This window comes from Agromyces sp. Root81, from assembly GCF_001429165.1.
GTDB lineage: Bacteria > Actinomycetota > Actinomycetes > Actinomycetales > Microbacteriaceae > Agromyces.
In genome coordinates this window covers 206,047-227,588 of sequence record NZ_LMIR01000001.1, presented here as the reverse complement: position 1 = coordinate 227,588, position 21,542 = coordinate 206,047, and the positions used below count along the sequence as shown (strand labels likewise).

At 66.8% G+C, this 21,542-nt stretch carries 25 protein-coding genes and 1 pseudogene; 15 read left to right on the top strand and 11 right to left on the bottom strand.

Features of this window, described 5'->3' with window-relative positions:
• Positions 1-88: 88 nt before the first annotated feature.
• On the top strand, positions 89-703 hold the full coding sequence (locus ASE14_RS01125; protein WP_157372709.1) for a hypothetical protein: 615 nt from the start codon (positions 89-91) through the stop codon (positions 701-703).
• A gap of 301 nt (positions 704-1,004) precedes the next feature.
• Positions 1,005-1,436: a hypothetical protein gene (locus ASE14_RS01120; protein ID WP_157372708.1), complete on the top strand. Its 432-nt coding sequence runs from the start codon at positions 1,005-1,007 to the stop codon at positions 1,434-1,436.
• A 100-nt stretch (positions 1,437-1,536) separates the two neighbouring features.
• Here ASE14_RS01120 and ASE14_RS01115 read toward each other — a convergent pair whose 3' ends face one another.
• Positions 1,537-2,496, bottom strand: a complete 960-nt coding sequence (locus ASE14_RS01115; protein WP_056649575.1) for a hypothetical protein — start codon at positions 2,494-2,496, stop codon at positions 1,537-1,539.
• A gap of 77 nt (positions 2,497-2,573) precedes the next feature.
• On the opposite strand from ASE14_RS01115, the gene ASE14_RS01110 reads away from it, so the two are divergent.
• From ASE14_RS01110 to ASE14_RS01100, 3 genes are all read left to right on the top strand, one after another.
• Complete coding sequence (locus tag ASE14_RS01110) at positions 2,574-3,077, top strand: hypothetical protein (RefSeq protein WP_056649572.1); 504 nt, start codon at positions 2,574-2,576, stop codon at positions 3,075-3,077.
• A 248-nt stretch (positions 3,078-3,325) separates the two neighbouring features.
• On the top strand, positions 3,326-5,116 hold the full coding sequence (locus ASE14_RS01105) for a DUF11 domain-containing protein (RefSeq protein WP_082599891.1): 1,791 nt from the start codon (positions 3,326-3,328) through the stop codon (positions 5,114-5,116).
• 160 nt (positions 5,117-5,276) lie between these two features.
• Complete coding sequence (locus ASE14_RS01100; protein WP_056649569.1) at positions 5,277-6,131, top strand: alpha/beta fold hydrolase; 855 nt, start codon at positions 5,277-5,279, stop codon at positions 6,129-6,131.
• A gap of 148 nt (positions 6,132-6,279) precedes the next feature.
• On the opposite strand, the gene ASE14_RS01095 is transcribed toward ASE14_RS01100, so the two are convergent.
• From ASE14_RS01095 to ASE14_RS01075, 5 genes are all read right to left on the bottom strand, one after another.
• Entirely contained in the window at positions 6,280-7,344 is a 1,065-nt protein-coding gene (locus ASE14_RS01095; RefSeq protein WP_056649566.1) for a hypothetical protein, read from the bottom strand.
• Positions 7,341-7,859, bottom strand: coding sequence for an RNA polymerase sigma factor (locus tag ASE14_RS20750; protein WP_056649562.1), 519 nt, complete (start codon positions 7,857-7,859; stop codon positions 7,341-7,343). The genes ASE14_RS01095 and ASE14_RS20750 overlap by 4 nt, the downstream gene beginning before the upstream one ends.
• A gap of 86 nt (positions 7,860-7,945) precedes the next feature.
• Positions 7,946-8,305 (bottom strand): hypothetical protein, encoded by a 360-nt coding sequence (locus tag ASE14_RS20745; RefSeq protein WP_056649559.1) that lies wholly within the window; start codon positions 8,303-8,305, stop codon positions 7,946-7,948.
• Between the two features lie 107 nt (positions 8,306-8,412).
• The gene (locus ASE14_RS01080) at positions 8,413-8,766 is read right to left on the bottom strand and encodes a hypothetical protein (protein ID WP_056649556.1); all 354 of its coding nucleotides are present in this window, start codon (positions 8,764-8,766) and stop codon (positions 8,413-8,415) included.
• A gap of 18 nt (positions 8,767-8,784) precedes the next feature.
• A complete protein-coding gene (locus tag ASE14_RS01075) occupies positions 8,785-9,129 on the bottom strand; it encodes a hypothetical protein (RefSeq protein WP_157372707.1) in 345 nt (114 codons plus the stop codon).
• Between the two features lie 234 nt (positions 9,130-9,363).
• Between ASE14_RS01075 and ASE14_RS01070 the strand changes: the two genes are divergently transcribed.
• Positions 9,364-10,902 (top strand): hypothetical protein, encoded by a 1,539-nt coding sequence (locus ASE14_RS01070; RefSeq protein ID WP_157372706.1) that lies wholly within the window; start codon positions 9,364-9,366, stop codon positions 10,900-10,902.
• Here the strand turns inward: ASE14_RS01070 and ASE14_RS01065 are convergent.
• Complete coding sequence (locus tag ASE14_RS01065) at positions 10,873-11,481, bottom strand: SAP domain-containing protein (RefSeq protein ID WP_200953241.1); 609 nt, start codon at positions 11,479-11,481, stop codon at positions 10,873-10,875. The genes ASE14_RS01070 and ASE14_RS01065 overlap by 30 nt on opposite strands.
• 214 nt (positions 11,482-11,695) lie before the next feature.
• Here ASE14_RS01065 and ASE14_RS01060 point away from each other — a divergent pair, with 214 nt between their 5' ends.
• Both ASE14_RS01060 and ASE14_RS01055 read left to right on the top strand, forming a co-directional pair.
• Complete coding sequence (locus ASE14_RS01060; protein WP_056649546.1) at positions 11,696-12,157, top strand: hypothetical protein; 462 nt, start codon at positions 11,696-11,698, stop codon at positions 12,155-12,157.
• 29 nt (positions 12,158-12,186) lie between these two features.
• Complete coding sequence (locus tag ASE14_RS01055) at positions 12,187-12,459, top strand: hypothetical protein (protein ID WP_157372705.1); 273 nt, start codon at positions 12,187-12,189, stop codon at positions 12,457-12,459.
• Positions 12,460-12,591: 132 nt separating this feature from the next.
• On the opposite strand, the gene ASE14_RS01050 is transcribed toward ASE14_RS01055, so the two are convergent.
• Positions 12,592-12,978, bottom strand: coding sequence for a hypothetical protein (locus ASE14_RS01050; protein ID WP_056649543.1), 387 nt, complete (start codon positions 12,976-12,978; stop codon positions 12,592-12,594).
• A 15-nt stretch (positions 12,979-12,993) separates the two neighbouring features.
• A complete protein-coding gene (locus ASE14_RS01045) occupies positions 12,994-13,935 on the bottom strand; it encodes a DUF1214 domain-containing protein (protein WP_056649539.1) in 942 nt (313 codons plus the stop codon).
• Between the two features lie 133 nt (positions 13,936-14,068).
• Here ASE14_RS01045 and ASE14_RS01040 point away from each other — a divergent pair, with 133 nt between their 5' ends.
• Positions 14,069-15,550 (top strand): LuxR family transcriptional regulator, encoded by a 1,482-nt coding sequence (locus ASE14_RS01040; protein ID WP_056649535.1) that lies wholly within the window; start codon positions 14,069-14,071, stop codon positions 15,548-15,550.
• Between the two features lie 64 nt (positions 15,551-15,614).
• Here ASE14_RS01040 and ASE14_RS01035 read toward each other — a convergent pair whose 3' ends face one another.
• Positions 15,615-16,211 (bottom strand): DUF1349 domain-containing protein, encoded by a 597-nt coding sequence (locus tag ASE14_RS01035; RefSeq protein WP_235511038.1) that lies wholly within the window; start codon positions 16,209-16,211, stop codon positions 15,615-15,617.
• The gene (locus ASE14_RS21390) at positions 16,202-16,738 is read right to left on the bottom strand and encodes a GyrI-like domain-containing protein (RefSeq protein ID WP_056649529.1); all 537 of its coding nucleotides are present in this window, start codon (positions 16,736-16,738) and stop codon (positions 16,202-16,204) included. The genes ASE14_RS01035 and ASE14_RS21390 overlap by 10 nt, the downstream gene beginning before the upstream one ends.
• A 131-nt stretch (positions 16,739-16,869) precedes the next feature.
• Here ASE14_RS21390 and ASE14_RS01025 point away from each other — a divergent pair, with 131 nt between their 5' ends.
• The 6 genes and pseudogenes from ASE14_RS01025 to ASE14_RS01005 all read left to right on the top strand — a co-directional run bounded on the left by ASE14_RS01025 (position 16,870) and on the right by ASE14_RS01005 (position 21,536).
• Positions 16,870-17,577, top strand: a complete 708-nt coding sequence (locus tag ASE14_RS01025) for a hypothetical protein (protein ID WP_157372704.1) — start codon at positions 16,870-16,872, stop codon at positions 17,575-17,577.
• Positions 17,577-17,825, top strand: a complete 249-nt coding sequence (locus ASE14_RS01020) for a helix-turn-helix transcriptional regulator (protein WP_056649524.1) — start codon at positions 17,577-17,579, stop codon at positions 17,823-17,825. The genes ASE14_RS01025 and ASE14_RS01020 overlap by 1 nt, the downstream gene beginning before the upstream one ends.
• A 24-nt stretch (positions 17,826-17,849) precedes the next feature.
• The gene (locus tag ASE14_RS20885; protein ID WP_200953240.1) at positions 17,850-17,987 is read left to right on the top strand and encodes a hypothetical protein; all 138 of its coding nucleotides are present in this window, start codon (positions 17,850-17,852) and stop codon (positions 17,985-17,987) included.
• A 277-nt stretch (positions 17,988-18,264) separates the two neighbouring features.
• Positions 18,265-18,402 carry a hypothetical protein gene (locus ASE14_RS20265; protein WP_157372703.1) on the top strand — a complete coding sequence of 46 codons (138 nt, stop codon included), beginning with the start codon at positions 18,265-18,267 and terminating at the stop codon, positions 18,400-18,402.
• 322 nt (positions 18,403-18,724) lie between these two features.
• Positions 18,725-20,301 (top strand): annotated as a pseudogene (locus ASE14_RS21385) (glycoside hydrolase family 5 protein); the annotation flags it as partial.
• A 716-nt stretch (positions 20,302-21,017) separates the two neighbouring features.
• Positions 21,018-21,536 carry a ClbS/DfsB family four-helix bundle protein gene (locus ASE14_RS01005; RefSeq protein ID WP_056649516.1) on the top strand — a complete coding sequence of 173 codons (519 nt, stop codon included), beginning with the start codon at positions 21,018-21,020 and terminating at the stop codon, positions 21,534-21,536.
• Positions 21,537-21,542: the final 6 nt, after the last annotated feature.

The window sequence follows — 21,542 nt, the reverse complement described above, 5'->3', positions numbered from 1 at the left end:
TCCCTGACCTGCACTCGCGTACCGTCCGGAAGAGTGCCACGCGCTGAGTGCCTGTGGTCGATTCGGTCGCCGCGTGGGAAGGAGGATGATGCCGATCGCTCACGGGTTCGCCGCAGCACCGAGACGTGCTCTCGGGACCATCCGTTGGGGCGCGATCGCCGCTGCGGGGGTCTCCGTGAGCGCGTTGCTCGTGTTGGAAGGGCTCCAGCGACCCGGATTCGACATCGTCCTGTTCTCGGCGGATACCTCCCAGTGGCAACTCCTCCTGCACGTCCTGTTCCTGACATCGGTGTGTGCGGTGGCAGGGACGATCGTGCATCAGCTGACCAGGGCGCCCCGAAAGCTCGAGCGTGCGATCGGCTGGATCATCGGCCCGATGATCACCCTGTGTGGAATCGCGATCGGCATCGTCTCCCTGCTCGTCCTCGCGCTCGCCACGGTGACGCAGTACGTCACGATCACGGCAGACGACGGCACGCAGTTCCTGGTCCGCGCCCACACTTGGGAAGAGACCCGATACACCGTCTTGCAGCCTGCCGACGGACGGGGCCTGTGGTACTCGGACGGCGCGTCGATCCTCACCGAGGATACGAGTAGCGCACTCGCTGCTGGCGAGTACGTCCTGGAACGAACGCCGAACGGCTACCGCCTGAGTTTCGGTTCGGCGCCCGACGACGGCCGCCCGTACGAACTCGAGTGGTGACCTGCTTCCATGCTCCGGACATGCGGTTCGGGCAGGTGTGATGTCGCGAAGGTCGTATCGACGCGCTGACGGCCCCACCGTACGTTACCCGGAGACATCCCGCCACCGATCCGAGATGAGCCGACGTGAAACCGTACGACGCCCGAGTGCCCGACCACGACGTGCCGCCCGTCGATCCGACCGCGGTCAGCATGCCGCCGCATTCCTCGATCGATATCACCGCCTCTCTCCCCGCGGCGGACAGCGAACCGACCCCATGAAGCACGTGAACGGACGTGCGCCGTGGGCGATCACGCTGACCGTGGTCGCGCTCGCCGTGACTGCCTGCACGTCGAACCCCGCAGCGAGCGCACCGACGGGCGATTCGACACCTGAGCCGACGCAGCCCGCCGCCGAGCTGATGCCACCTGACGCCGATGCGCGCCACCTGTGCGGTCAGGTGAGCGCGCTCGAGGGCATCCGGTTTCGCTCTGACTGGGAGCACGGCCAGGGGCTGATCGACGATGTCGAGTACGCGTCGCGGGTCGCGGCCGTCGAAGACGCCTGGACGTACATGGTCCAGGGGCAAACCGATGTGTCAGCGGCCATCAACGACGCGCAGCGAGCGCTCTCCGACGGCGGTATCGGGTACGAGAACACGGCGTTCCAACGCGCCGTGGGCGACGTTGCGGGCGCGTGCGACGAGGCAGGCTCGCTCGTGTCGGTCAGCGCCTTGCCCGGGCAGGGCGGCTGAGCGGATGCCGCTCGAACCGACACATGCGAGCTCAGCGACCGTCACCTGGGCGGACGTGCTCACCGCGAGGATCGATACGGAATGAGATCGGCTGCGGCGGTTAGATGAGGCGCCAGACGGTGGTCGTGCGCTTGCCCGCGTCCCAGAGCACCGCAACGAACGCATCCGCGCCGAACGGCGCGACGGTCTCGACGAAACCGTCGCCGACGTAGTCCTCGAGGTCGACCATCTCGATGAGGCCTGGGTTCGTGAGGTCTCGATCCGCGAGGACAGGTCCCTGTTCCGTGGCGAGCAGCAGGATGCGATCGTCGGAGAGATGACCTCCCGAGACATCGAAGCCCATTTCGAGGTCGATGGCAGCAGCGTCCAAGGATGCATCGATCGCAAGGCCGGGCCAGGTCGCCACGACAGCGCGCTCGGGATCGGACGGGTACGGGCTGAACAGGACCCGGTCTCCGAGCGGGCTGAACGACAGGGTGACGTAGTCCTCTGCGCGAAAGATCTCTTCGACTTCGAGACGGCCGTCGACGTCGCGAACGACGGTCAGCACGTTGCCGTCCTGCCCCATCAAGAAGTCGCACACGACGGCCGCGTCCACGGGGTGGCGAAGGAGATACGGCGCTGCATCATCTGCTTCGACGACGGCTTCGTCGATCACAGCACCAGTCGGCTCGAGGAGCAGCACTCGGTGCGACTCGGAGAACGACTTCCCTTCGCGCTGGGCGCTCGGCGCGGTCACGATCAGCCGGCCGGAGGGGAGGAAGACGGCGCCGTCCACGGGGATCGCGATTCGCACGGCCGGCGCGGTGACATCGCCGGAGACGATCCAGAGCTCCTCGTCGAAGCTCGCCGCGAGCGAAGTGAGGTCGGGCGTTGCAGCGAGCAGCTCGGCCGACGACGGAAGGGACGTCGTCACGGTGCGCTCGATCCCTGCTGCGCCATTCCACACGAGGAGATCCCCATCGTCCAACGAGGCCAGCCGCCCTGCGAGGCCGGGCACGTGCGGCAGCCGCCCGCGGAGTTCATTCACGATCCCGACCAGCTCCGCGCGATACGACATCTGGCGAGTCTATTCACCGACGCGCCGACTTCGGCCGCCCGATCCCCGATCGGGTGAACACCGCCTAGAGTGCAGCTGTGAACCTGGCAGAGATGAGAACAGCCGTTGATGATGCCTTCGACATGGCGCTTCTTCATCACGGCTATACGGACTACATCCGTGACTACGAGCTGATCATTCAGTTCACGGCCGACCCGAGCACAGGCATCGAGACGAGCACCAAACGCTACCTCTTCACGCACTGCGTGTCGGCGAACGCGAGAACCTCCGTTCCGCCGAGTACCTGGGCATACTCTCTCGATGAACGGCTGATCGAGGAGCAACTCGCCGACGATGTCGACGGATACGTGTGGGGCGTGCGCTGGCAGGTGCTCTACCCCGGCATCGAGATCATCGCGGGTTCTGAATCGGCACACGCCTGGGAGGCGAGTGTGGGCGTCCCGTTCTTCGAAGCGGTCATCGAGTCGAACGGCCACACCCTGAACCTCATCTTCTCTGATCTTCGCGTTGAAGAGGTCTGCCCCGGATATGCACCATTCGTACTCGGCGAACCGTTCCGAGACGGGAAGATTCCGCTTTAGGCCACGGTCGATGTGAGGAGTCCGCGCAGCTCGAACCGCGTGAGGCTCGTCGTCCGCTCAGACGCCTCCGTCAAGTGTCCAGGAGCGGCCGCCTGCAGCCGCATGAACACTGCCGGCAAAGTGATACAACACTTCCGCGTCATAATCCCGCGGTTCGGCCGTCTCTCGGGTGGTGCAACTTGCATCTGTGCGCGCCTGCAGCCTTTCGGGTGAGACCGCAGGCGTTTTACCCAAACGAAGGACGCCCAATGGAACGAATTCTTCAGCAGACCCAAGGGACCAGGGGCGGCCCGCGCGCCCTCTCCGTGCTGACAACCCTCGGCCTGGCGGCCGGCGCTGTGCTCACGGCGGTGCTGCCGGCCACTGCCGCCGAGGCCGCGCCTCTCGATTGCCTGACGCCGACGATCTACGTCGCCCAGAGCGAGAATCCGGACGGGTCCGGATCGACGCAGCTCTACTCGGAGACGTACGAGCTGGGCAAAGCGGTGTTCACGGAGATCGGCGAGCCGTGGGCGGGGCGGACCGGCAACGGTGGCCGCTACAACGCGATCGGCTTCAACGCCGACGACCGGCAGCTCTACGGCATCTCCGGCGGTTACGACCTGGACGGAGTGAGTACGTACGACCTGCTGCAGATCGACGAGGACGGCTCGGTGAACAACCTCGGGCCCCTGACCGGGATGCCGACGAACGGTGCGTTCATCAACTCCGGTGCGTTCATCGGCGATGACTACTACGTCGGCTCGTTCTTCTCGACCGAGCTCTACCGAGTCGACCTCGCGAATCGGACCGCACAGGCCGTGCCGCTCCAGGCAGAGTTCACCGTCGCCGACTTCACCCCCGTCGGCGGCTACCTCTGGGGCACCGGCCAGAGCGGCAACATCGAGCGACTCGACCCGGCCACCGGCGAGGTCAGCTCCTTCTCGCTCAACAACGTCATCTCCGGCGAAGATGCCAACGCCGGCGCTGCGTTCACCTTCGGCAACGGCAACTTCGGCATCAGCAGCAGCTCGACCGGCGTCGTGACGCAGCTCGAGATCGCCGACCCCGGCTCTGCGGCACCGACGTTCACCGTCGTCAACCAGGCATCCGGACCGAAGTCCCAGCGCAACGACGGCACCTCGTGCATGCCCGCGGTGCCGAACACGGACCTCTCGATCGAGAAGACCGCCGACCAGATCGTCGCGCCGAGCGGCACGCTCACCTGGAAGCTCCGGGTCACGAACAACGGCCCCGCCATCAGCTCCGGCTACACGGTGCAGGATCTCGTGCCTGCGAACGTCACGAACGTCGCGAGCTCGACTGAAGGCTGCTCGGTCGCCGGCGGGTCGCTCACGTGTGTCGGCTCGACCCTACGGGTCGGCGAGAGCGCCGACATCGTGCTCACCGGCACCGCGCCGTCGACCGACAGCACGCGCCTCGTCAACACGGCATCCGTGCTCGCGAACGAGCCGGACGATGTGCAGTCCAACAACACGGCGTCCGCGGAGACCCTCGTCCAGGCAGGAGCCGCCGCGGACTTCACGTTCGAGAAGACCGCCACGCTCGTCGACGAGAACGACAACGAGCTCGCCGATGCCGGCGAAAGGATCGCCTACACGTTCGAAGTGACGAACACCGGCAATGTCGAGCTGACCGACCTCGCGATCGCGGATCCGCTGGGTGGATCCGTGACCTGCGAAGCGACCGTGCTCGCGCCGGCCGCGTCGACGAGCTGCGCCACGAACGACGACTACGTCGTCACGGCGGAAGACGTCAAGGCCGGGTCCGTGGTGAACGTCGCGACTGCGACGGCGACTCCGCCGACCGGTGTGGCCGACCCCGGTCCCCGTGAGGACACGACCACCACGCTCACCGGCGAGGTCCCCGTCGTCGTCACGCCTCCGACATCGGAGCCGGGCACGCCCGCGGCTGGCGGAGCGTCGCTCGCGAGCACCGGAACCGAGCACGTGGGTACCATGCTCGGCCTGGCCGCTGCAGTTCTCGGCGCCGGAGCGCTCCTGGCGATCAGCCGGTACCGCCGTCGACGCGCTGAGTAGCTAGCGCAATGCCCGCCGGGAAGAACACTCCGAAGGAGTCTCTCCCGGCGGGCATTCTCGCGCCCGGAAGTCGGCCTATGGAGTGAGCTTCGACGCCCTCGACACCAGCAACGGGATCAGCCGCTCTCGCCACACGATCCCGAGCCCTAGGCTGGTTGGAATGATCTCCGGTCGATCCCTCAACGTCATCACACGCGATGGTCGAACCCTGTCGGGACTGGGCTTCGGCCCTCCCAGCGGAAACCCGGCACTCTTCATCGCGGGCGCAGCGACCGGCAAGAGCATGAGCTTCGGCGGCGCGCTCCTCGATCAGATGAACGTCCGCCTGCTCACGATGGATCGCCCGGGAATGGGCGCCTCGACCGCGGACGGCGGCCGGACCCTCGCATCGACGGTGGACGACTATCGATCATTCGTTGCAGGTGTTCTCGAAACCTCGGACATCTCGATCCCGGTCGTGGCCAATTCGCAGGGAAGCGTCTTCGGACTCGGTATCGCCGCCGCAGGGTGGGCCTCCCGGCTCACCCTCGTCTCGCCGGCCGACGAACTCGCACATCCCGAGATCCACGCGATGCTGCCGGCCGAGGCGACGCGGCTCTCCGACCTCGCGCGAGCGAAGTCGGAGGAAGCCGAAGCGATCCTGGGCTCGTTCACTGCTGAGGCAATGGAGGCGATGGTGCTCGCGGGCTCCGATGCAGGCGACCGTGCCTTCTACACTTCACCCGGCTTTCTCCCGACCTACCGCAGATCGCTCGCCGAGGGATTCGCAAGCGCCGGGGCCGGATATGTACTCGACACGCTCATCGCGATGCGCGCCTGGGATCTGCAGCTCGATGACATCGAATGCCCCGTCAGCATCCTGTTCGGCGCCCACGACCTCGGACATTCGCCCGACCACGCCGCAACCCTGGCTCGCCGGATCCCGGGCGCTCGTCGCGAAGTCCTCGGCGACGCGGGTGGCGCGCTGCTGTGGACGCACTCGCGCGAAGTGCTCACGACGCTCCTCGACGGCTGAGCCGTCGAGCCCAGCCAGAACGCAACGAGTGCTGCACCACCAAGAATGCAGACGCCGATCCATGTCCAGACAAAGGCGCGGTGTCGGATCGTCGTGAGGGTGTCCCGGCCGAGGTGGTTCATGGACCGCGGGCGGAGCGCTGTGTGGCTCACTCCCATGCGACGTAGTGGACGACCGCGGGTGCTTCGATGTCGGTGCGATCGGTGCCGATGTAGACCCGCTCGTACGAGAGCACGCCCATCTCGGGCGAGACCACGAGCATGTCGCGGTAATCACCGCTGATGTCGCGCGTGTGCGTCGAGAACGAGACGCCAGGGCGACCCAGGCGGTCGTTCACCGTGCCGTCGACCGTGAGGTCTGGAAGCCCCGCCAGGAACTCGAGCAGCGCTGCGCGCTGGGCGGGGTTCATGTTCCACTCGTTCAGCAGCTGGGCGGTCCATCTGAAGTAGTCGCCTGTCGTCGGCGCCTCGGAGTCTGGATCAGAGCTGACCGGATTGTGCTCCCGGAAGTACTGTGCGTACGCTGCAGCGTCCACCGGCGGCGCGTCCGGGTACATGAACAGGTATTCGTCCGGCGGCACCTCTTCGCGCCAGACGAGCTCGCCTGGCTGGACCTGGAGGAAGGAGACGATCTCCTTGCCCTCGGCGTCGTACGGGACGCCGGCGTGCACCTCCGTCAACACCGACCCATCGGCCCGGCGCGTGAACTCGCGATCCTCGGGAACGATCGAGACCGGGAGTTCCTCGCTGTCTGGTGCGAGCGCCAGCGCCCAGGACTGGAAGCGCACTGTGCGCCCCCCCTGCGCTTCAGGCAGAGCGCTCAGGCGGACGGCTTCGCTCATCTCCATGAGCAGCTCCTTCGAAGTTCCGGTAATGGGCTGTGGTGCAAGCTGCGACGGCGTCGCCGCCCACGAGACGCTCGCGCCGCCGCGGGGCACCGCGACCATGGCGATCGCCGCGACGAGAAGCACGAGGACGCCGGCTGCGACGCTGAGGTAGACGGGCCTCAGCTTGCGAGATACACCTCTCGCGCTTGTGATCGGGGTGACGGGCGCGAGATCTGGCGCATCCTCGCTGGCTGGAGCCGCGTCCTCGCGCATGATCGCGAGGAGGGTCGCTTCCGCGCGCTCGTCGAGGGCGTCGTCACGCCCTTGATATCCGGGCAGCACCGGGCGTGCCGCGCGCAGTCGGTTCGTGATCTCTTCGTCGTTCATGGCTTCTGCCTCGGTCCCGGATCAACGTTCTGTGCGTCGAGTGCGGTCTTCAATCGATGTCGCGCACGGAGGAGTCGCACGCGAACCGCTGCCTGCGAGCAGCCAAGGATCTCCGCCATCTCGCTGCGGGCCAGGTCCTCCCAGTAGGCCATCCAGATCAACTCGCGGTCAGCCGGATGAAGCGATGCGACCACCCGGCGGAGATCCCGCGCATCATCGGCTGCGTCTGGGGCAAGGACATCGTCGCTGGGGCGCTCATCCTGGTCGTCGCGGAGACCTGCGCGTCCGCGGCGCCGGTACTCGACGCCGACGACGTTGCGCAGCACACCGTAGAGCCAGGGCAGCGTGTAGATCGCCGGCGCGTTGGCGCGGTTCCGCCATGCCACGCTGAACACCTCGGCCGCGGCGTCCTCGGCGTCGCGCACGTTGTTCAGCCGGTGGTACGCGGCCTGGAGGATCGTCCGATGGTGCGCGCGGAACAGCTCATCGAAGGCGCGCTCGTGCGTGAGGACCACCTTGGGGTCGTCTGTTCCTGTTTCCACGTGCTGCTCTGCTTCGCTCTCTCCGGTGCGTCCGATGACCCTACTTGCGGCCGTGCACGTCAAGCAGAGCCGGCGACCACCGGCTGCTCGGCGGCAGGGGTGCTCTGCGCGGGAGCGCTGACCTGCCTGCGCTGACGCATCGGCCGCATGTACGGGTCCCGGTGGTGCACCGGCACGTAGAGCCGGCCATTCTGGACAGCGCGGCTCGGTCGCACCACGAGTCCGATGCAGACGATGGCGACGCCGGCGATCGAGAGCGCTGCGCCGCCTGTGGCGACCATGAGCGCGATGCTGCTCTGCGATTCAGCGCCGAACGCCGATGAGAACGCGAGCATCGCTGCCCCCGTCACCATGCCGACCATGCCGACCCCCGTCGCTGCCCCGCCCGCCTGCATGAGCTTCTTGCCAGCCGACAACACGCCACCCCATTCCTGTCTCTACTCGGGTAGTTGTCGAAGGAGGGGCTTTCGTTACACGTCGGGCGAGATTCTCTCGGCGAGCCGGGGCAGCCGCCGTCTCGCCGGAGTCAGGTCGTGAGTTCTGCAGCTCTCGACACCAGCAGCGGGATGAGCCGCTCGCGCCACCCTTCGACATGGACCTGGCCGCTCGACATGCCTCCGTGCGCGAACTCCTCGCGGTAGACGCTGGTGTCGCCGTGCTGGTCCCGCACGTCGACCCCGACGACGTCGTTGAAGGTGTCGATGAGCAGCACTTCGGCGAGCAGGGCGTCCGCCGGGCTGGGCGTCGCGCCGAGACGCTCCTTCATGGCCAGCCACACGTGGGGGTCGCCGCGCAGCCCCCACTGGAACGGCGCGGGGCTGAAGAGCTCCTGCATCGTGCGATAGGGCTGGTCCGGGAGCTGGTCGGCGTCGGCGGTCATGCGCTGAGTCTGTCAGCCTCAGCCCGGGATCACCTGCTGCTCGCCGGTGACGGCTGCGCTCAGTCGCCTGGCCGGACGCGTGTACGTCTCCCGGTGCACGGCCGGCACGTAGCGGCTGGCTCGTCGTGCTGATCGCCGCGAAGTCCCTCGCTTCGGCCGCAAGACCAGCCCCATGCAGACGAGACTCACACCGGCGATCGCGGCCGCGGCACCGATGGCTGCGACCAGCAGCGCGCCGCTGCCCTGGTGATCAGAACCGAGCGCTGACGAGTACGCGAGCATCGCCGCCCCGATCACCAGGCCGACCAGGCCGACCATCGTCACCGCGCCGCCGGCGCGCATGAGCTTCTTGGCAGTCGCCATGTTCGTCACACTCCCCCAGTTCAACGTTCCGTTAACGAGTAATGTCCGCTCGAGCCGGATTTGTTTCAAATTGACCCGCAGCAGTGTTCCCCGAGCCAACGGCACCTCGAGTACAACACGAGGCATGCCCGCCGAACGAACCCGAACGCGACGATGCGCCTTTGGTCGTACTTCCCCCGCTGACCCGGTCTTTCGAGGGTCTGTCCCCGATCGCCCGCATTACGCTGGGCGACCATGAGACGGCTGAGCGCACGAACGGGAGCAGTCGCCGTGGTGCTCGGACTCCTCGGCACCCTCGGCGGATGCAGCGTGTTCGGCCTGGCTCCGGAGAGTCTGAGCGAGGGCGACGTCGGGGGCGACCGGTTCCCGCGCGACACTGGCGTCGAAGAGATGCAGACGGCGGTCGACGATGCAGCCGAGGGGATCCGGATCATCAAGGGTGTCGTGTCGGTGTCGTCGAGGCTCGTCCAGGGTGAACGGCCCGACGGCCTGTCGCCGCTTCCCGGCCAGGCGCCGCGCGGAGTCACCTCCTGGCACGCGACCATCTCCGTCGACCTGAAGCCGAACGTGTCCGACCTGGGCCGGCTGGCGACCGAGGTCGAAGAAGTGCTCTCGGACGCCAGCGAGACCGTGTCGACCGGCGGCACGCTGCACGTGCCTGCTGACGATCGCGGCCCGCGAGCCACCCTCTCGTTCATCCGCACCGACCGCTCGAACGAGATCATGCCGCCGGGTGAACTGGCGTCGTCGCTGCAACTTCTCCGAGACATCGACGGAGCGATGTCGGCGTTCGCGTCGCAGGGTGACCCGGTCGCAGCCGTCGGTGTCGATGACCCCTCGCTCTGGCCCGATGTCGCGGCTCAGCTGCGCGAGCTATCGGACCTCGGATTCGGTGCGCTCACGGCGGTGTCGATCGATGCGAGCACTGCCAACACAGTGTCGATGGGCACAGGCACCGCCACGGGACAGCTCAACCAGCTGAGGATCGATGCGACCTCACCGAACGCGGCGTTCATTCCCATCCTCGCCGAGCTGGCGCGCGACGACGACGTCGTGAGGCTCTCCTACACGGGCGCGGCACCTGTATCGCCGGCGAGCACCGAGTCCTCGCTCAGCCCGACACCACTCCATCGACCTTCGCTCTTCGTCGAGGTGGAAGGAGAGGTCGCGCTCGAGCGCGTCACGGATGTGCTGACTGGCGTCGACGACGCTGTGACTGCGGTTCCGGGCGTCGGCCGCGCTTCGTTCGATGTGTTCTCCGACATCGCGGGGCTCGCCGGCGAACGCGCAGGATTCGTCGGGCTGCCGCTCGGATCCTCTGCGCCTGCTGACCAGCCTGCCTCGACCACTGGGGCAGGGCCGCTGGTGCTCGACTCGGTCGATGTAGACGGCCGGGTGTATGCCGACCGCGAGCTCGTCACGAACCTCCTCGATGCAGCCGGCGACGCAGCCGGCATCCGCGGCACGCCCGATGTCGGCTTCGCGGAGTGCGCACAGGGGCTCGGCGAGCACGCCGAGGGCGAGGTGATCATCCCGATCTTCGAGGTCGCAGATGGTTCTGACAGCACACGCAGCGCCGATGCCGCCTATGCGGTGATCACGGCAGCCTGGGTCGCGAGCGGCTACATCCCCGTGAGCTCGCCGAAGCCTGGGTTGGAGCAGTACTCACCCGCCGATCCGCTGTCGCCAGGAGCGGCGACGATCGCCATCCGGGCATCCGCGGACGGCATCAGGGTCTACGCCTCATCGGTCTGCGTGGTCACCGCGTACTGAGCTCGTGACCGTGGCTGAGATCTTGCCCCGAACGTCCATCGGGGTATCGCGGTAGGCCGCCCATGCACGCATCAGTTGCTCGCGTGACCCTCCCGGGTTCTGTTCGTGCCAGTGCCTGGTGAACCTGTTGAGTTCGAACTGCCCGCCGATCTCGTCGGGCCCCCGGTCGCGGGTCTCGTGCCAAACGCGTTCGGCGTCGCCCAGAGTGGTGGTGCCATCCGCGGCAGCGAAGAAGTCTCGCATCGGCCCGTCGAACCGAAACTGGTCACCGAGCCGAGCGCTGAACCACGCCCGTAACACCTGACTGCACCGCTGTCCCGTCGGAACGACGGTCGACTCCGACAACGGCCCGCTCAGCTGCGGACTCGACGAACGACGAGTCGAAACCTCACGCGGCGCCGGCTTCCCGTCCAACGCGGCCGAGATCCTGGCTGCGATCGCTTCCTTCGACCCAGTCGCGCGAATCCCGAGCGAGCACGCGAACGGCCCGAGTTCCTCCTTCAGCCAGTACCATCGCGCGAACTCACGCGAGGACATTGATGCCTCAAGCTGCGGACGGTTCACGGGGGTCTCGATCACAACGCAATCCTCTCAAGCGAGCCCCTGAAGCTCGGCGATGTCGTCTCGCTCCCCGACGTGGGCGAGATGCGGATCGACTCCATCCTCGAGCCTCGCCCGGGCCGGTTCGTCGTGAGGCTCGACAAGAAGTTCGAGCCGAGTGCGACGATCGACATCCTCGCGAAGCCGTGTTGACCGGTCGCTGCGGGTGGCCTAGTTTGAAGCGATGCCCGCCATGGAACGTGAGATTCGCACTCGAGACGCGATCGCCGCTGCGACGGTCTGCATCCCATTCCTCGTGTTCATCGCGACCTGGATCGCCTGGGCTGACAGGCTTCCTCCCGCTGTTTCGTTGCGCAACGACATCAGCGACAGCTCGCCGATGTTCCCGACCTGGGTGGTCATCGTCGGGGTTGCCATCGTCCTCGCGGGGGCGGGAATCGGAGCGATCTTCGCCGCAGCTGGAGGTGTGGGCGACACGCAGAGTCCTCGGGTGCCGCTCTTCTGGGCCGGCGCCGTCGCTGGATTCGTCTGCGCGATCTGGATCTTCCAGATCTTGTTCGCGATCAATCCTCCGATGAACCCGGGCAGCGCGAGCGCGGTTGCCGGTTTCACGACGATCGGAGCGGCAGCCTACGGACTCATCCCGTTCCTCATCGCCAGCAAGCCGAAGCTGCGACACGCCTGGGCGGCGTAGCTGCGCGCGAAACAGCGGGAGTCTGATCGATGACGACGCGAACCTCGGCAGGCTGGATCTCCATGATCAGCGCGGTGTGCGTGCTGGTCGCGATCATCGTCCTTGAGATGCTCGGGTCCACTTGGTACGAACGCGGCCTCTACGTGGATGCCGCAGGCACCTCGGGTTACACGACCCCGGTTGAAAAGGCCCTCTTCATCGGCGCGGTCATCGCGATTCCGACGCTCGGTGTCGTCAGCGTCGTGAGTTTCGGGTCGTGGGTCGCTCGTCGTCGGAAGGTCGAATCGCCATCAGGAGCCTGACCGCTTCCTGAAAAACAGGTAGACCGAGAGGTCGCTCGCGACTGCCTCACCGCGCAAGACCCCGAAGCGCACCTTGCGCTTCGGGGTCTTGCTTTTTCGGCAGCGTCGACGTGTGCGCCGGCGTAGACGCCGTCAGGCCGTGCGCTGTCTGATCGCGATGACAACCAGCGCCACGGCGCCGCCCGCAACGCAGACGACCCCGGCTACGAGCGACCACCAAACCTGCCGCGTCATCATCGAGGCTGTGATGAACACGAGGCCAAGGACCAGTGCACCGAGGTAGATCCAGCCTGACCAGCGCTGGGTGATCGGGGCACGGAGCCCGGTTCCCTTCGCCTTGATGCCGTGCGGCACGGTCGCAACCAGGGCGACCAGCACGAGTGTCGCCGCGGTGCCCCCGGCAAACCAGGGGTACGCCGTCTGCGCCGCAGTCACGATCAGCGCCAGCGCGATGATCTCGAGCCACGCGATCAGGCCAGCCTTGGACGTTGGGAAGTAGGTCGAGGAGTCGGCCTCCATGCTGGGGTATTCGTCCTAGACCAGCTCGGGGCGCGGGGCGACCCAAGTGCCGTCGAGCACAGAGGGCCGCGGACGGTAGAGCCGGAGCGTGTAGTTCCAGCCCGGCATGATGGGCAGTGCGTTCGGGGCATCGAGCGGGTGCTCGCCGAAACTCACAGTGACGCCGCCGTCCGCGTCGGGGACCGCAGTGAGGCTGTTGATGCTGTTCACGCCGAGCTCGTTCGGTTCGAAGTAGCCGGCGGCGTTGTACAGCGACACCGACCAGAACGCGTCGACCGGGATGTCCTGCAGCCGCAGCCGGTAGTCGGCGACGGGCAGACCCTCGTCGAAGCTGACGTACGTGGCTTCGTGCTCAGGCAAGCCGCCCCACCCGCCTGCGGCACCGAGCAGGTGCATGACGGGATCGACTTCCGCCGAGGTGCCGAACGCATGATCGTAGGTCGAGATGCCGCGGCCGAGCGTGAGGAGGGCTTCGCGCGTCTCAGCCTGCGAGGGCTCGTCGTATGTCGGCAGCGGGAAGTCCCCCATGCCGCCGCCGTCGATGAGGAGGCCGTCTTGGAGACGGTTCACCTCTGCGATGTCGCTGGCATCGTTCGGGTCGACGAGGATGCGGATCAGGACCACGGCGTAGTCGGTGCCGACCAGGTCGCGGGTGATCACATGCTCGCCGGGCTCGCCCAGCAGGAGCTGTCCGTAGTGATCCTGGTTCACGATGAAGGCGGAGATGTAGCGCTCTCCGGTGTCCGGCAGCGTGAGGGTGATGTCCTTGCGCACGTCGATGATGGCGCTGCTGTAGAGGGTGTCGCGGTTCTGGCGGACGATGGGCTGATCGTCGAGAGGCTTGAGCCCGCGGGTGTGATTCCACCCGCCGAGGCCGACCCCGGCGGCCAGCCGCGAGAACATGAGGTCGGATTCTGCGCGAGCGAAGTTGCGGACATTCACTTTCGTGGCGGACATGGACTTCCCTACTCTTCACCTTCAGACATTCGAGCTTGCAAGTCTGGTCGGTCGTCGTCGTCCTGGGAGCGCGTCTCATCCTCTTCGGCTGAGAGAGGGGTAGTCCCCATCCGCGCGTCGATATCGTGGATGGATGATCGAAGCCGTCCGCGAGGAACTCGCCTCCAGTGATCCGGGGCAGGCACGCACCGTCCTGCGCCGGAGCTGGCTTCGTCTCATCCTGGAGTCCCACACCAGCGAGCTCGAGCAGCTCTGCCTCGACTACGGCATCGACCAGCGCGACCCGCACCTCCTGCTCGTCCGGGCCTGCTGTCGTGATCTGCTTGGCGATTCCCACGGCGCGGCATTCCTCCGCGGTCAGGGGCTGCAGGGCATCCCGGTCGACGATTTCGTCGTGTGCTTCACCGAGCTGCTGCTCGCCGCCGACGCATCCACGAAAGCCGCGGCCGCCGACCGCGCGCGCGAGGCGCTGACCCGCTGCGGGCCAGACGACGACTACCCCGCCGCGCTCTTCCTGCTCGGCTGGACCGAGGTCCGGCTCCGCCGCGACTTCGCCAACGCGATCGGTCTCCTCCGATCCGCCGCGGACGAGGCGCGCCTGCACGGACGCACGGACGTGTTCCGGCTCGCGCAGTCGAACCTGGCGTTCGCGTTGATGCACGCCGGTCGTTTCACGGAGGCCGAACAGATCCTCGACGCGCTCCCTGTTTCCACGTCTCGCTCCGACTGGGATGTCTTCGAAGGAGGGCTCCCCGAAGCGAATCGAGCATGCATCGCCTACTGGCGAGGGGACTTCGACGAAGCAATCACCCAGCTTGACCTGATCGTCATGGACGAGGGCCTCGCGAACAATTTCGAAGCCCTCGCGCGACTGTACCGAGTGATGAGCCTCATCTCCCTGAAACGAGAAGACCAGTACTTCGCGGCGGCCGGGCTGCTCCATGGCGTGAGCAAGACGGACAAGCACGGCATTCCGTGGGACACGCTTCGCCGTGTGGCATCAGCCTGGCTCGCCCATGCCGAGGGGCATGACGAGAGAGCGCTGCATGTCGCGGCGCCCGCGCTGACCCGCACCGGTGCCGCCGTCGCGCACGCGCTGCTCGCCGAGCTCTACCGGGACCTCGGCGACACCGCTCTCTCGGCTCAGGCGCTCCAGCTCGCGGCGGCATCGACGTTGCCTCGCTACGCGCGGGTGAGCACGCTCGTCACCTCCGCCGCTCTGCGTTCCGACGCCGGATACGGAGCCGACGCGCATGAGCTGCTCGAGCGGGCGCTCGAGGCTGCTACCCCTGAGCGGATCCTCGCGCCCTTCCTCTCGGACGACCCGCTCATCGGTGACCTCCTCAGCGCTCATTCCCATCGAGGTTCGCGACACGATGCGTTCCTCCACGTCATCCTCGAACGACGCGGGCAGCTCGCCCGTCGCCTGGCAGGAGTGCTCACCCGACGCGAGAGCGAAGTCCTCGCCTCGTTGCGCACGACGATGACCGCCGAGGAGATCTCCGCTCATCTGGGCATCGCCTACCCAACGGTGAAGACTCACATCCGATCCATCTATCGGAAGCTCCACGTCACGTCACGACGAGCCGCCGTCCATGCCGCCGACGCGAGATGAGCTGACGGGTCGCACCGCGCGGCTCGCAGGACCGAGCGACTGGCCTTGGGTCATGGATCGCTGACTACGAGCCGTCACGGAGGTCTGCGGGAGCCGCGTCAGCGAATCGAATGCGGTCGAAACGGGCGTCGCACGCTGTTCCCATGGGCGCTTGCGCCATGAAGCCGACGGTTGGGGCGATGTCCGAGTGAAGACGGAAGAGGCGGACGAAGTCCCAATGATCGCCGTCCGTCGAAGCGTGGAATGCGTAGGCCGACCCGAGGCGCGCCACCCTGAGGTGTACGAACGGTTCCTCGACGATGGTCGAGTTGCAGTCATCCGAGAATCCGTTGGTGACCACGCTGACCACCATTGCCTGACCGCCCGGCGAGTACTCGAAACAGAGCTTCGCCCAGTGGTTCTCGTCGCACCACAACCCGAGTACCGCAGCGTCGAACGTGGAACGGTCTCCGACGACTCGAACGCGCGCGTCAAGCGCGAAGTCACCCACGGGCGGGAACCCGAGCATGCTCGCGCGATGCTGTCCGGGGCCGCCGAGGGAGTCGTTGCTCCAGTCAACGCCGGCCGCCGCCCGCAAGGAGAGCTCGCTCGCATCGTCGTCGAAAGCTGCGCCCGAGGCGCCGTTCGTCCACTCCAGGACCGGCAGACCGGCTACTCGCACGATTGACCCTCCTCATCGTTGACGAGAACACTCGCGCTGGTCGAGACCCCGCGACCGGCGTGAACGAGACCCGCCGAGCTGATCGGGACCACGAGTTCGCACCGGCGCATCGCGAGAAGGCGCGGCACGTATCGCTCGTAGATCGGCCGGGCGTGGTCGATGCTCTGACCCGACTCCGTGAGAGCAGGGAGGGCGCAGCTCCACGCGTGCTGGAGCCCTTCGGATGTGTGCGCGACTTCGATCACGGCGCAGTCGCCGCCGGGCAAGCTCCCTTCACGCAGTCCGGATCCTGAGAGCACGACGTCCGCCGACACCACGACGCCGGCGTCGTATCGGCACTGCGATGGCGGCGTGGTCGTCGGGTCATCGTGAGCGACACCGAACAGGATCGCGTCCTCGGTGAGGAGCCCTGCCTGTTCGGCCCACCGCTTGACCTCCGCGATCTGCGCGGCATTGTCCGGCCCGTATGCACCTTGGCGTCTGAGATATGCGGTCCGGTACGACGGTGCGACTTCGAAACTGGGCATTGTTGCTGTCCTCCTGCTTGGCCTGACTCGAAGATAGCATGAACTAAAATCGCTATTGATCAGGATTTTTTAGTCCGAATCAGCAAGCAGTCGCTCGCGCACGCCTGTGTCCATTGGCGCCTGCGACCCGAGTGCGCGTCGCCGAGTTGCGAAGATCACCTATCACGATTATCGTTACGGGCATGCATAACGATATTCGTGATGATGAATCGGTTTCCCCTCGCATTCGACGGTCCGCAGGCGCGATCACCGTCGGCATCGTGGCTCTCCTGGTCGCCGTGGTCGGGCTCCTGGCCGCCGTTGCCGACCTGATCCCGCGGCTCAGCGACCTGGCGAAGGGAGTGGCGTGGGCCTCCGTCCCGCTGAACCCTGATTCCGTCGCCGAGGCGACCTCGTCGTGGAGCGACAGCCTTGAAGCCATCCCCAGCGGCACGAGCTATGCGGACGTGATGCTCCGCGGTCTCTCCGACGCGACGATCAGCCAGTTCCAAGCTGTCGCATGGCTCGACTTCGTGGTCGCGATCGTCGCGTCCATCCTCGTTGCCGGGGCAGCCATCACACTGCTGATCGGCCGGCTGCGATGGTCGATGCTCGGCTGGGTGAGCATGGCACTCGGCGCGCTCATCGTCATCGGCGCGCTCGTCGGACAGCCGATGGCACAGAATGCGAACCAGAGCGCGAGCCTGGAAGCCTACGCGGACGCGGAGTACTGGGCGGAACCCGGCTTCCTCTCCGGAATCGACTTCGTGCCGCTGGTGACGGGCCTGCTCATCGTGGCCCTCGCGCTCGGGATCCTGAAGATCAGTCGCTTCGCCACCGCCGCGGACGGCGTGGTCTGATGCCCGCCCACAACATCGACATCCGGCTCGCGTCGGTACTCGAGCGGCGCGGCATGACCCTCGCCGAGCTGTCCCGGCGCACGGGGATCGCCGTCGTCAACCTCTCCCAGCTCAAGAACAACCATGCGAAGGCGGTTCGCTTCACCACGCTCAGCGCCATCTGCGCGGCCCTCGAATGCGAACCCGGGGAACTGCTGGGCCTCCAAGCCGGCTCCGCGCCGACCGGAGCGCCATCCGCGACGTCCTGACCCACGAACGGAGCAGAGCCGACCATGGATCTCAAACCACTCGATCCTGCTGCAATTGAACTCCCGCCCACCGTGCAGATCGACATCACCGCCGCGCTCGAGCAAGCGATTCGCCAGGCACCTCCGGTGGCACCCCGCGCGGGGAGTATCCAGCCACGCTGAGCGACCCAAAGACCGGCAGGCCCGTCGACCCTCCCTCCGACGGCGGGCCTGCCTTCCCCGCGCGCCGCAAGTCAACCCCTGGCCACGGCGGCGCATTTGCAACCCCCGGGGCGATGCCAGACATCTCTCCTGCGAGCCGCCATGTCCGCGGCCAAGCCCTGACACATCCTTACCGACTCGAACGTGAGATGGGGCACCATGGACACGCCATTCCGCACCGGGCCCACAGACCCGAAACACCCCAGTGGATGCGCCGCAGCCTGAGGGGTGCGAGACCGTGACCAACCCGGAAACGCCGGCCTTCGCCCCTCGGCTCGTTCATTTCGGTCCCGACGAGTACACCGGGCTCGACTGCGGCGACTTCATCATCGCAACACAGAGCGGCGGCACCCACGCCTGGCCCGATGGCCGCTAGACGAGGCGCCGGACTCAATACCGTTATCAGACTCGGCTCGTCACCAGCGAGATTGAGCCTCGGGGCATGATGGTATCCGGAGTGTTTACGTTGCCTGAACGCTCGATGTTTACGTTGACATCCTGAGGATCTCTCCCATAATCTGACCAAGTCAGGAGCCGGACCGGCGGCCGCGGAACGCGGCAGGGGCGCTGCGATCGGCAGAACAGAGAGGTTCGCAGAATGCATCGTCGTACCCTACGGGTCGCGGTCGGACTCACGGCAGCAGCCCTCGCGATATCGGTCGCGAGTCCCGTGTACGCAGCAACACCANGTTCGCAGAATGCATCGTCGTACCCTACGGGTCGCGGTCGGACTCACGGCAGCAGCCCTCGCGATATCGGTCGCGAGTCCCGTGTACGCAGCAACACCAGAAGAGGATCCGATCCCCGTACTCACGGGCCCGGAACTCGCGGCATCATGGACGGGGCCGCTCAGCACCGTCGACCGCTACATCGTCGACGCCGACGGCGACCGGTTCAAGCTCCAGTCGGCGAACTGGGACGGCGCGCAGGGCCACTGGAGCGGCAGCGGCGACAAGAACGACTCCGCCAACCACAACAGCGGCAACAGCTACGACATCCCGATGGGGCTCGACCGGGTGCCGATGGCGACCCTGATGAGCGACTTCCACGGGGTCGGCATCAACAGCATCCGCCTGTCGTACTCGAACGAGATGCTCGGCATGACGGCTCCGGTGCCGGATGTCGCGGTGGCGGCGAACCCCGAGCTGAAGGGCAAGACGCCCCTGCAGGTCTTCGACGCGGTCGTCGAAGCGCTCACCGCCGACGGCTTCGCGGTGATCCTGAACAACCACACGACGACCTCGCATTGGTGCTGCGGCGTCGACGACGGCAACGAGCGGTGGAACAGCAGCCAGACCACCGAGAAGTGGATCAGCGACTGGGTCATGCTCACGACGCGCTACAAGGACAACGCGCGCGTGGTCGGCATGGACCTGCGCAACGAGGTGCGGCGCGACATCTGGAACAACCCCAACTGGGGTTGGGGCAACGACCACGACCTGTACCAGGCGTACCAGCGGGCCGGGGTCGCCATCCAGCAGGCGAACCCCGAGGTGCTCGTCATCATGGAGGGCATCAATTGGGTGGGCATCCCGACGGACCTGACCTTCCATGAGCGGCCGCATTTGAAGCCGGTCGCGAACCTCTCCAACGCGCTGCCGTATCCGGACAAGCTCGTCTACGCCGCGCACATCTACGGCTTCACCGGCCCGAACCACACCGGCGCGACCGGATGGGGCGAGACCACGGACCCGCGCTACCGGGACATGACCGCGGCAGAGCTGAAGGCCTCGGTGACCGAAGGGGCGCTCTTCGTCAACACGGCGAACCAGCACTACACCGCACCGGTGTGGTTCAGCGAGTTCGGCACCACGGGCGCCGGCCAGACGAACGACAAGGAGAAGGCGTGGTGGGTGAACTTCACCGACATCCTGATCGAGAACGACAGCGACTTCGCGGCCTGGCCGCTCGTCGCCCACGCGAGGGATGACGGCTCCTTCGTCGACACGTTCTCGCTCCTGGCGTACAAGGCGGACGGCACGAAGCTGAGCATCGCCGACGACTGGCGCTACCCGCAGTGGACGAAGCTCATCAACTCGACGGGCAAGACCGGCCCCGTGGCATCCGTGCCGCGCTGGAACATGCTTGGCAGCGGCAGCTTCGTCGACAGCCAGTCGTCGCTGCGCATGCTGCAGGCGGGCGACTGGTCGCCGGGCCAGTGGAAGGGCACCTGCCCCGACAGCCAGCGCCTTCAGGGCATCGCGCGGAGCACCAACCGGGCGCTCTGCACCGACGTCGGCGGCATCACCACCTCGAACCCGCGCGTGCAGAGCGGNCGACAGCCAGCGCCTTCAGGGCATCGCGCGGAGCACCAACCGGGCGCTCTGCACCGACGTCGGCGGCATCACCACCTCGAACCCGCGCGTGCAGAGCGGCGAGGGCAACATCACGAACGACTGGGCCTCGGGCTACAGCAAGCTGCAGTGCAACGCCGGCGAGGTCGCGGTCGGCTACAGCCTCGGCACCGGAGTCGGCACGAAGGCCGCGATGTGGAACCTCGTCTGCGCGACGAGCACCACGGCGCTGCCGGCGAGCCAGGGCCGGCTGATCTGGTTCGACCAGGGTGACAACCGCCCGGCCGGTGGCGGCTCGACCGCGAGCGACTGGGCGCCCGGCAACTACAAGGGTCAGTGCGCCGACGGCGAGTACATCGCCGGCGTCGCGTACACCTACCGCTGGAACCACGGCGGCGTGCCCGACGCGCTGCTCTGCAAGCCGCTCAGCTGATCGGCGGGCGTCGCGTACACCTACCGCTGGAACCACGGCGGCGTGCCCGACGCGCTGCTCTGCAAGCCGCTCAGCTGATCGGCGGATGACGAAGGGGCCGGGTCGCAGCTGCGACCCGGCCTCTCGTGCAGCACTGCGCCGCCGAGGTCGAGCATCGTGAGCCGCCGGCGGAATGTCGAAGCAAGCCGCGGTGCTTGGTTGCAACGATCACTCATTCTGAATATCGTTACCGACTCCGTCGTATGACCGAGGAAAGAAGAGGCAATGCCCGTTCCGCAGAGCAAGCAGGACCTTCTCGACGCGATCAGCACGAGCTATGACAGGCTCTCCACGGACCTCGCCCGGGTACCACCTGCGCGCGCACGTGAAACGTCGATGCCTGGTCACACGGCAGGAACCATGATGAGTCCTGCTGACCTCGTGGCCTACCTCATCGGCTGGAACAGACTCGTGCTCTCCTGGCATGAATCGCGTTCGCGCGGCGCTGAGCCCGACCTTCCAGCCACAGGGTTCGGCTGGAACCAGCTCGGCGCGCTTGCCCAGCAGTTCTATCTCGACCAGGCCGCCGCGTCATGGGCCGCCCTGCTGCAGCACCTCTCCCGAGCGAAGACAGACGTCGTCGAACTCGTCGAATCGATGAGCGAGCAGGACCTCTACGGCGACCCCTGGTACGGCAAGTACACGGCCGGCCGGATGATCCAGCTCAACACCTCGTCGCCGTACACCAACGCCCGCGCACGGATCCGAGCCTGGCTTCGCGAACAGACCCCGGCGAATCGATGACGCATG

Excerpts from the sequence above, each read along its gene's own strand:
- ASE14_RS01040 (WP_056649535.1), top strand. The coding sequence starts at position 14,069 with ATGATCGAAGCCGTCCGCGAGGAACTCGCCTCCAGTGATCCGGGGCAG.
- ASE14_RS01050 (WP_056649543.1), bottom strand. The coding sequence starts at position 12,978 with ATGGAGGCCGACTCCTCGACCTACTTCCCAACGTCCAAGGCTGGCCTG.
- ASE14_RS01070 (WP_157372706.1), top strand. The coding sequence starts at position 9,364 with ATGAGACGGCTGAGCGCACGAACGGGAGCAGTCGCCGTGGTGCTCGGA.
- ASE14_RS01060 (WP_056649546.1), top strand. The coding sequence starts at position 11,696 with ATGGAACGTGAGATTCGCACTCGAGACGCGATCGCCGCTGCGACGGTC.
- ASE14_RS01095 (WP_056649566.1), bottom strand. The coding sequence starts at position 7,344 with ATGAACGACGAAGAGATCACGAACCGACTGCGCGCGGCACGCCCGGTG.
- ASE14_RS01080 (WP_056649556.1), bottom strand. The coding sequence starts at position 8,766 with ATGACCGCCGACGCCGACCAGCTCCCGGACCAGCCCTATCGCACGATG.
- ASE14_RS20885 (WP_200953240.1), top strand. The coding sequence starts at position 17,850 with ATGGATCTCAAACCACTCGATCCTGCTGCAATTGAACTCCCGCCCACC.
- ASE14_RS01105 (WP_082599891.1), top strand. The coding sequence starts at position 3,326 with ATGGAACGAATTCTTCAGCAGACCCAAGGGACCAGGGGCGGCCCGCGC.
- ASE14_RS01125 (WP_157372709.1), top strand. The coding sequence starts at position 89 with ATGCCGATCGCTCACGGGTTCGCCGCAGCACCGAGACGTGCTCTCGGG.
- ASE14_RS01020 (WP_056649524.1), top strand. The coding sequence starts at position 17,577 with ATGCCCGCCCACAACATCGACATCCGGCTCGCGTCGGTACTCGAGCGG.
- ASE14_RS21390 (WP_056649529.1), bottom strand. The coding sequence starts at position 16,738 with ATGCCCAGTTTCGAAGTCGCACCGTCGTACCGGACCGCATATCTCAGA.
- ASE14_RS01045 (WP_056649539.1), bottom strand. The coding sequence starts at position 13,935 with ATGTCCGCCACGAAAGTGAATGTCCGCAACTTCGCTCGCGCAGAATCC.
- ASE14_RS01100 (WP_056649569.1), top strand. The coding sequence starts at position 5,277 with ATGATCTCCGGTCGATCCCTCAACGTCATCACACGCGATGGTCGAACC.
- ASE14_RS01055 (WP_157372705.1), top strand. The coding sequence starts at position 12,187 with ATGACGACGCGAACCTCGGCAGGCTGGATCTCCATGATCAGCGCGGTG.
- ASE14_RS01005 (WP_056649516.1), top strand. The coding sequence starts at position 21,018 with ATGCCCGTTCCGCAGAGCAAGCAGGACCTTCTCGACGCGATCAGCACG.
- ASE14_RS01115 (WP_056649575.1), bottom strand. The coding sequence starts at position 2,496 with ATGTCGTATCGCGCGGAGCTGGTCGGGATCGTGAATGAACTCCGCGGG.
- ASE14_RS01075 (WP_157372707.1), bottom strand. The coding sequence starts at position 9,129 with ATGGCGACTGCCAAGAAGCTCATGCGCGCCGGCGGCGCGGTGACGATG.